Source organism: Protofrankia sp. CiP3, assembly GCF_917627345.1.
Lineage (GTDB): Bacteria > Actinomycetota > Actinomycetes > Frankiales > Frankiaceae > Protofrankia.
Genome location: NZ_CAKJTM010000147.1, coordinates 1 through 8814 on the forward strand (window position 1 = coordinate 1; position 8814 = coordinate 8814).

The window sequence follows — 8814 nt, forward strand, 5'->3', positions numbered from 1 at the left end:
TGGGTCCGCCAGTCGATGGCGTCCCAGTCCGGTACGTCCTCCGGTCCGTTCACCGTCATGGTGTCCACCGTGCCCTTCGGTTCCGATGGCTTGATCAGCGTCAGTGTTCAACGGCTCACCTGCCCACGTCAGCGCCCTTTCGGGCCCAGCCACCCCGGCTGGTATCCGGCCAGTTATCCCCCGGCGGTCGGCGGAGGGGCCAACCATGTCGCCGCAGGTTTCCTGTCGCCTTTCGGCCACCGGCGTTTCGCTTCTTGGGCATCCTGTTCCCGCCGGGGGATTCCGCTCCCCTCGCGGTCGGCCTACCAGGCACCGCCTGGGCCCCGACGGGGTTCCCACGTTCCGCGGATCTGAGTCACAGCCGGGAGTGGGTGCCCTCTTTACCCCGAGGCCAAGCGGTGCTCCCACGGCCGGTCCGATCCCTCCGGCCGCCGCTCGCCTCCTCTTCCAGAGGCTTGGCCTTATCACCCCGGTCATCATCCCATCTCCCGGAGCTGTCCATTACGAGGCGTCATCAAGGGTTCACTCACGTTCACCCGCCCGGCCTTCCCCCTCACCTGTAGTCCCTGGATGGAACAGCGGACCCTTGGGCTTGCTCCCCGGGCTTCGCACCCCACAGGCAGGACCTGTGGCGCACGCCGGAGCGGGGGACGGGCATCGAGCACTCGCCCGGAGCTACACCTCCGACATCGTCGGACCTCCGTCCATGAGCTCTCTCATAATCCGCGACTTCGTGTCGCACGGCCGAGATGGACATGACCCGGTTCCCGACCGCGGGCCACCTCGCGTCCTGGGCGGGGATCTGTCCCGGCAACCACGCCTCCGCCGGCACGTCGCGGACGGGTCGCACACGGCAGGGCTCCACCTGGCTGCGGACCGCGCTGACCGAGGCCACCCACGCCGCCGCGACGACCCGCGAGACCTACCTCGCCGCGCACTACGCCCAGATCCGCGGACGCCGCAGCGTCCAGAAGGCCGTCGGCGCGATCCGCCACGACATCCTTGTCGCCTACTGGCACATCGTCGCCGACAACACCGTCTACCGCGAGCTCGGACCGGACTGGGCACAGCGCCGCCACGGCACCGACGCCCAGCAGAAACGGCTCGTCGCGCAGCTAGAGAAACTCGGCCTGAAAGTCACCATCGAATCCAAAGACAAAGCCGCGTAGGCATTCAGGAACGTCCTCAGCGCCGTTTACGTAGGGTAAACCCCGCCGGGGCCTGGTACCCGGCGCGATGTCACGCGTCCGGATCCGGCCCCTCCGTGGCATCCTCGGCCTTCACGGTCATCCTGAGTGACTCGCGCCTCGGGCCTTCGGCCCTCGGCGCGCTGGCGCGGGGCGCGTTCCAGCCCCTCCGTGGTCGCCCTATCCTCACCTCAGAGAGTATTTACTCTGCGTAGTGGATCTGGTCCACCACAATAAGAACCGTTTCGTACTGGTCCAGGGCCCCGAGATCGCGGTCCGCCCGGTCTCCGCACGGCCGCTGACCAGGGACAACGTCCAGTGAGCACACCACCCGGAACATCATCTAGTGAATAGAACATAAGTTCCGCATACCCGGCGGTTCCTGGCGCCCCGGTACGCCTAGCGACCATGATCGTGGGAGTCCCGGTCGGGCTGACGTTCCTGTTCGACCTCGACAACGTCGCCGCCCTCAGTTCCAGCGCAGATCCTCGGGAACGCTCGTCATGGGGATCACGGAGCGGTAGATGGTGTGGCCGGACGCCCGGGGCTCGCCGTCACCGACCACCTGCGCCCGGATCACGAAGCGGATGCCGTCCGCTCCGATCAGCACGTCGCCGGTAAACCGGCCGCCATCCCGGGTCGTGACCGTCACCTGCGCTGCGTTTTGGGTGTAGCCAGTCACCGATGTACCGGCGATCAGATCGGACTGGCGGGCGTCCCGACACGCGCGCAGCAGTGGCTCGTGGAGGTCACCGCGGTGAACCACCACGTACGGCAGCCCAAGCCCAAGTGCCGCGAGCTCGCTGCATGCTGGATCGGCCGCGAGGCAGTGGGCGGTCGGACTGACTTCGCCGGTGTCGGCGCACCGGTGCAGTGCCTACCATGTGGGGCCGTCGGCGATCTGTCCATGTACATCGAACCCGTACCGTTTCAGTCGATCATCTCCTCGAGAGGCAAGTAGCCCCGCAAGGTGACTGACGGCGGCCCAGTCGCCGGCGTCGGCGTGGCGGCGTAGCTCTTCGCGGTCGTCTGCTGCGGCGAGGAGCCCGAACAGTTGGAAGGCTGCGTGCCGGTTGCCGGACTCGACGCGGCGGCGTAACTCCTCGCGGTCGCCTGCCGCGGCGAGTAGTTCGTCCAGTCGGCGAGCGCATTCGCGGCTTTCGGGGTGCAGGCGTAAAGTCTCGATCGCGCGTGCGCGGTCCCCCGCCTCACTGAACAATGCGGCAAGCCGGTGGGCACATTCGCTGTTGGTGCTGGCGTGTGGGCGTAGAACCCCGATTGCTCCTGCGTGGTCCCCCGCACTGGCGAGCAGGTCGGCCAGCATGCGAGCTCGATGCCCGTCACCAGCATCGGCACGGCGGCGCATCTCCTCGCGATCTCCGGCCTCGACCAGTAGGTTAGACAGTCTGCCTGCGGCATCATCGGCGTAGTCGCCCCAATCATCTCCCATGCCGGCATCGGCGAGCGGGCGCAGAAACTCGAGCGCGTCTGTGCGATCTCCAGCCTCGATTAGCAGTCTGGCCAGCTCCCTGGCCGCGTCCTCATTGCCCGCGTTGGCTCGGCGGCGCAGCTCTTCTCGATCCCCTGACCTGGCAAGTAGTTCAGCCAGCCGAGCGCCCGCCATGAAGTCCCCGGAGTCGGCACGGTGGCGCAGTTCCTCATGCGCACCAGCCTCGATCAACAGGTCAGCCAACTGGCTTGCGGCCTGCGCATTTCCGGCGTCGGCCCGACGGCGTAGATCTTCCCGTTCCCCCTCCCTCTTAGGTAGATCAGCCGGCTCGAAAGCTGCGTACCGGTAGCCAGAGTCGGCACGGCGGTGTACACGCTCAATCGCACTTGTGCTGTCGTCCGGCTTCGGGGCGGGTGGCTGGTGCCGCTCGTCGGCCTGGGTAAGCAGGTCTGCGAGTCGGCGAGCGGCACGCTGATCGCCGGTGTCGATGCCTCGCCGGAGGAGGGGGACCGCCAGGGCGTAGACCCTGTAGTCGAGGGCATTGCCGGTGAGGCGTTCAAGATCGTTGGTGTGGCTGGGGTAGTCGCGCAGCGCGGTCCAGAGGCTGGCGGGAGGCCGGATGTAACGACGAATGGTGGCAGCGTGCTGACGGAGGTAGTCAGCATTGATGTAGCCGGCGATGTGGCCCATGCCGGTGCCGCTGCTGGTGGGCGTAAGGGCGGAGGCAGCGCCGTGTAGGGCGGTGGTGGCGTAGGCGAGAGCGTGTTCGAACCAGTCCGTCGGGGCTTCGGCTTGCTGGCGAGGTGTGCAGTAGTCGGCGGCGGCGGCACGCAGCAGATCGCCGGGTAGAGGGTTACGGGCGCCGAGGCGGGCTGCGTCGAGAGCAGCGGTGAGAATCGCCCAGGCGTAGGGGTTGTCGGTGCGGGCGTTGGACCAGTGGCGGACGAGTTCGGGGCCCGCGGCCAGCGTCTGGGTAAGGCCGTGGTCGGGGCTGTCGAGCGCCGCCTGCAGGCGCCGGTCCAGTTTCGCGCGGTGGTGGGCCCGGTCCTGTTCGTCTGGCGAAAGCTGATCGTGGACGTCGACGATGGCGGCGAGGCGCAGGAGTGCGCGCTCATGCTGATGGGCGTCGCGATCTCCAGAAGCGGGCAGTGCAGTGAGCGTGCGGTAGTAGGTCGGCCATAGAGTGCCGACCAGCACAACTGGCCCCGGTGCGTCGAGGAGCGCGTGGACGATGCCGGCCGTCAGCCCGTGTTCACCACCGAGGTAGTTTTGCAACTCGTCGAGCCAGAGTACGGTGCGGGCCGGAGGAGCGGCGGCGAGTGCGCGGAGGTCGGTGGCGCTGGTGGGGCGTAGCAGCCACCAGTCGGGCAGCTCGGCTTTGACAGCTTCGATCGCGCAACGGGTCTTGCCGACCGAAGATCCACCAACCAGCAGCAGGAACCCGCCACGGACGGCAGCGGTACGCAGCCGGGCCCGGACCCCGTCCGCTGCCAGATCGATATCACGTTCGACATAGGCGGGTGGAACGTCGTGGGCGCCCTCAGGCAGCCGGATCGCCGGATGTACACCGAACCGATACGGATCCGCATCAGCGATCCGCACCGCCCCCCGTGGCACCGACACCGCCCCGGTATCCCTCGGCGCCCTCTGGCCCGGAAAGACCGTCATCGTCGGCGGGGCCGCCCTGCCGGGAAACCCGTCCGAGCGGCGTGCCGGGCGGGCCAGGCCGACGGCTTCGATTAACCGGCGCCGCGCGGTAGCCTCGTCGATTCCGTGCAGGTCGCGATAGGCGGTCGTGGCCAGCACGGGCGGGATCGTGCAGGCTTCGACCCGCAGCGGGGTCAGCGTGTTCGCCGCCAGAGCCCCGGCCCATTCTTGGGTACACCAGTGCGAGCCGAAGTAGGCCTGTGAACAGATCGCTACGGTTCGGACCGCATGGGTCATCTGCTCATTGATCCAGACGACGAAGTTCGTCCCCGCTGGAGAGTCCCACGCCTGGACGGCGACCCTCTGGCCCTCGGCCTCCAACACCGCGGCGACCCAGGTAGCCCACGCCTCGTCCGCCCCCGTGTACGAGATGAACACATCTGCCCCTGGCGACTTCGCCGCGGGACTCCCCGTGCTCATAGCCACCCAGCCTGCCATGAAACGAGCCATTCCACGTCGAGGCCGATGCCATGGCAGCGCGACGGGTGGATACGGGCCTCGGCCCGAACAGCCCCGCCGTGCGCTCGGGCTTGTCGAGCCCGACTCGTGTTTCGGGGCCGAGGCCCGCCGCCGTGGGGCGGGTAGGGGGTGCAGGTTGAGCGGACGCCGCAGTGTCGCTTTGCCGGTCGGCCGCCGGTCGGCGAGCGGACAGCGGGACCACGCCTGCTGTCCCAAATCCGGGTGCTCCATGCCGAGGCACGGCCATTCTTGTCCAGACGCGACATCGAGGACCAATCGCTACGGGGTGAAGGTATGGAACCGGACATGGCGGATCTCATCACCGAGCTCGATCGCCTAATTGTTGATCTTGGCCTGGCGGTGATGGCCGTCCAGGTGACGCCGGCCGGTGACGGCCCGGACGTCGATGTCGGTCGTGAGGAGATGCCACTGACGGCCTTCGTCCGTGCCGCACATCAGGCCGGCGCGCGAATTCTTTACCGGATCACGCGTGAATTCGATCTTGAGGAGTTCAGTGCCTCTCTGCCGGATGACGGCGACGAGGAGGCACGGGCGGCTCGGGCACGGCTGCTCCGCCAGGCCAGGCGCCATAAGGGCGAGGTTACCGAGGTCGAGGTTGCGTTCGCCTGCGACGGTGTCCTACATCGCTGGTCCACGACACCAAGCTGGTACGACCGGCTCCGCGACGACGCGGATACCGCGCGGGCCTCGGCCCACGGCGAGCGCAACGATCCCGTGGACCGTGGAGAACGCGAGGCATTGGTGCAACGACTCGCTGCCGAGCTGGCGGCGATGCCTGCTTTCCGGCGCCGGGGATCGACGGAGCACGGCGCGCGCGCCGCCGCCTACGAACACGCCGAGATGATTCCCCTGCTCGACCGCCCAGATGCCGACTGGACCGCCGATGGCATCCTCCGCCGGGCCCGCACACGCGTCGACACCGAGACGGAACGGCGCTACGAGGCACTCACGGCCCGTTTGCCGGAGCTGGCCGAGGAACTCGCGGCCGACGAGCGGTTCCTTGCCTTCACCCGGGTGGCGGACCGCCGAGACCACGCGAGTGAGTTCCTGGCCGAAAGAAACGACGGATACCGACCGCCGGTCCGCATCCGCGATCGACTGATGAACACCCCACCGCTCCTCGGCGGAAAACCGACACAGCGACCTGCGAGCCTCTACGACGGCCTCCCAGCATCCCCTACTACCAGCTGACCGGGCATGTCGCCCGAATCCGCGGATCCCGGCGGCGGAACCGGCCGTCGAGGCGCTACAGCTCGTGTGATCCTCCGGTGCCGACTTGAAGCCGCCAGTCCGGACAACACAGACGACGTGAAGGGGGATTTTTGGGTGGCCTACGTGGTTCGCCAGGCGCCACCACGCGGCGCCCGTGTCCGCATAGGCGCCCAGTCAAGATGGCCACTGACCGTGAATGTCGCGGTTGGCCCAGCCAGGTTGGAGCGACGGTGGGATGCCACGGCCGAAATGGTCGGCGTACTCGCTGACGAGGGTGCGCCACGCGGTGGCCCGCACGTCCTCGACCCAACGTCGAGCGACCTGCAACTCGGAGACTTCGAGTGGCAGGTTCAGCCAGCATTTAATCATGCGGCCCAGCATGGCCAGTACCTCGTCTGGCAGTCCCTCGACGGCATGATAGGCAACTCCGGGCAACTGCAGTGCGTCGATGCCACTCTCCGCCGGGGTGGACGGCCCTGTCACGGCTCCGGCGAACCACGACGCCAGCTTCCATAGTGCGGTGTGCGCTTCCTCGTGCGGAACCGGGGGTTTCTCGCCGCGTCGGATCAAGTCGGCCCACTCCGTGCCGGGTCCCATCCACCACAGCTCATCGTCCCCGTTCGCGAACCGCAGGCCGCAGGAGTTCGAGCCAGGCTCGCCAGCCCAGGCAACGAGGGACACAAGACGCAACAGCCGCTGGCGATCTTCCATGCCTACTGGCTATCATCCACGGCTCCGGCTTGCCGGCCCTTCGGTAGAAGTGCGCGGTCAGGGTAACCATCCGGTGTGGTAACCATCCCGCTGGCGCTGGCCTGGCGCACTGACACACTCCCGCCGATCGGCGTCGGGAGCCGCCCGCTCGTCTACGCGCCGACGTGGGACGGTTTCCAGGCGGTCGTCCGCGAGGGTCGGATCTGGTCGCGCTGACCCCCGGGAGCTGACCCGGTTCTGCCTCGACCTCGCCTCGGAGCTGGGCCTTGCAGTGCCGGTCGGGCTGGTGGTCGATGGTGAGGTGATCCGCTGGGATCGGGCCCGCGGCCAACTGGACTTCGCCGCGCTGTCGCCGCGGCTCACCGCTCGGCAGAGCCTTTCGCTCTGGACTGCCGAGCACCCGGCGCAGCTCGTGGCCTTCGACGTACTCGCCGACGACAGCGCCGACCTACGCCCGCTTCCGCTGGCCGCCGGCGCCGGCATCTGGCCGCAGTGGCGACCGGCCTCGGCCCAGAGGTGAATCTGTGCCCGCAGACCTTCGATGTCGCCTCGGCCGAGGCGTGGATGGGCGCCCCCTTCCCGCTCGCCTGGAGGGATCCGCGCTCAAACGGGTCGACCCGATTACCACATCCACGGCGAGCCGCTACCACAGGCGTCGACGCGACGCCGGGGCTGTCAACTTCGCTTACCCGCCAGTACGGAGCTCGACGGAAGGCTGCCATCAGGAGACCGGGGATCATCACTCGCATGAGCGAGGAAGCCACCGGGCACCTTCAGCCGGCTACCCGGACACGTACTGTCGACGATCACATGTTCTCTGTCCGTCACGGCCCGCGGCAGGCGACGTTCCGGTTGCAGCTGTTCACCGCGTCAGGGCTGCGTCCGGTGGCGGTCGCGACCCAACGAACGGATGAGGGCAAGTCACTGATGAACGCCGCCGAGCGGTACGCCGAGGCGGTGTGGACACGCCACTTCCCTCACGACCCCGAACCGCCGATCTGGATCGAGTACCAGCTCCTCCCCGGTGCCGCCAGCCGCTTCAAAGAGGTCACCTTCACCGTCACCGGCCCGCACCAGTTGAGCAGTCCGCGCTGGCGCCACCTGACTCTAGAGGAGCTGCGCCGTCTGGTCGGTGCCGTGGTCGACCCCGACCGAGGGGAAGGCTATGTTTCCCGGGTCGAAGAGGCCGAGCCGCAAATGATCTACACTGTGGTCCGGGTCGCGGGTCTTCCCCGGCCGGAGCCGTTTCGCGAGCCGGCCTGCATGCCGGTCGGTATCCCGGGGTGGCGGCGCTGGATCCGCCAGCTGTTCCCGCGTCATCGCGGTCGGGGCTGCTGCTGGTACCACCGGGGCGACTGGCATCGGGTCAGCGCGACCGCCGTCCGACTGCTCGTCCAAGCCCAGCAGGACGGGGTCGACCTTGAGAACATCGGCGTGCACGTGCGCGACCAGGCTATGGCCGAGGGCCTGACCGGCTGGTACCTCGAAGCGCTGAGCACCTTGGTCAGCCTCGGCGACGGCATAGCCGTCGAGCAGGACGACGATGGACACGATCAGTACCTCAACGGCCAGCACCGCGCCCAGGCGATGCTCGACGCCGGTGTACGCACCACCGTGGTCCTGCGCTGGGAGGAGGCCCTCGACCAGCCCATCTGAGCAGGACCACCACATCGTCAGAGGCCATCGCCCGGTTCGGGCACGGCCAGGCCGGCCGGGCAGAACGCGGCGTCATCGACGGACACGGGGCCGGCCAGGACGGTCCAACTCGCCCAGTGCCCGGTCTCGCCGGCGAACTGCACGAGAGCCAGATGGCTGCCGGCGTGGCCAGTGGAGAGCATGCAGGCCTGGGGGTTGCTGACCACGTACACACCGTCGTCGAGCGCGGTCAGCCTTGCCAGGGTCGCGGCGGGAAGCCAGACCAGCGCCGAGCGCGGCGGCCCGTCCGCGAAGACCTCGGCTGGCATCGTCTGCTCAGCCGCTGGTGAGGTGCGGGCAGACCCCGCGTTGCTCGTAGCCTCCGGGAACATTCGCGCCGACCGCGGCCCAGAACGGCGTCGCTACGCCCCC

At 68.3% G+C, this 8814-nt stretch carries 9 protein-coding genes; 5 read left to right on the plus strand and 4 right to left on the minus strand.

Annotated elements, in window-relative coordinates; translation table 11 throughout:
• Window positions 1-755 precede the first annotated feature (755 nt).
• Window positions 756-1169: an IS110 family transposase gene (locus tag MJ797_RS24610; protein ID WP_239341764.1), complete on the plus strand. Its 414-nt coding sequence runs from the start codon at window positions 756-758 to the stop codon at window positions 1167-1169.
• A gap of 487 nt (window positions 1170-1656) precedes the next feature.
• On the opposite strand, the gene MJ797_RS24615 is transcribed toward MJ797_RS24610, so the two are convergent.
• A complete protein-coding gene (locus MJ797_RS24615; protein ID WP_239341767.1) occupies window positions 1657-1956 on the minus strand; it encodes a hypothetical protein in 300 nt (99 codons plus the stop codon).
• Between the two features lie 108 nt (window positions 1957-2064).
• Window positions 2065-4764 carry a TIR domain-containing protein gene (locus tag MJ797_RS24620; protein WP_239341770.1) on the minus strand — a complete coding sequence of 900 codons (2700 nt, stop codon included), beginning with the start codon at window positions 4762-4764 and terminating at the stop codon, window positions 2065-2067.
• A 333-nt stretch (window positions 4765-5097) separates the two neighbouring features.
• Between MJ797_RS24620 and MJ797_RS24625 the strand changes: the two genes are divergently transcribed.
• Window positions 5098-6015, plus strand: coding sequence for a hypothetical protein (locus MJ797_RS24625; RefSeq protein WP_239341772.1), 918 nt, complete (start codon window positions 5098-5100; stop codon window positions 6013-6015).
• 195 nt (window positions 6016-6210) lie between these two features.
• Here the strand turns inward: MJ797_RS24625 and MJ797_RS24630 are convergent, their stop codons facing one another.
• Window positions 6211-6747 (minus strand): hypothetical protein, encoded by a 537-nt coding sequence (locus MJ797_RS24630; protein ID WP_239341774.1) that lies wholly within the window; start codon window positions 6745-6747, stop codon window positions 6211-6213.
• 75 nt (window positions 6748-6822) lie between these two features.
• Here MJ797_RS24630 and MJ797_RS24635 point away from each other — a divergent pair, with 75 nt between their 5' ends.
• From MJ797_RS24635 to MJ797_RS24645, 3 genes are all read left to right on the plus strand, one after another.
• Complete coding sequence (locus tag MJ797_RS24635) at window positions 6823-6963, plus strand: hypothetical protein (RefSeq protein ID WP_239341776.1); 141 nt, start codon at window positions 6823-6825, stop codon at window positions 6961-6963.
• A gap of 55 nt (window positions 6964-7018) precedes the next feature.
• On the plus strand, window positions 7019-7267 hold the full coding sequence (locus tag MJ797_RS24640) for a hypothetical protein (RefSeq protein WP_239341778.1): 249 nt from the start codon (window positions 7019-7021) through the stop codon (window positions 7265-7267).
• 227 nt (window positions 7268-7494) lie between these two features.
• The gene (locus tag MJ797_RS24645) at window positions 7495-8403 is read left to right on the plus strand and encodes a hypothetical protein (RefSeq protein WP_239341780.1); all 909 of its coding nucleotides are present in this window, start codon (window positions 7495-7497) and stop codon (window positions 8401-8403) included.
• Between the two features lie 17 nt (window positions 8404-8420).
• Here MJ797_RS24645 and MJ797_RS24650 read toward each other — a convergent pair whose 3' ends face one another.
• On the minus strand, window positions 8421-8711 hold the full coding sequence (locus tag MJ797_RS24650; RefSeq protein WP_239341782.1) for a hypothetical protein: 291 nt from the start codon (window positions 8709-8711) through the stop codon (window positions 8421-8423).
• Window positions 8712-8814: the final 103 nt, after the last annotated feature.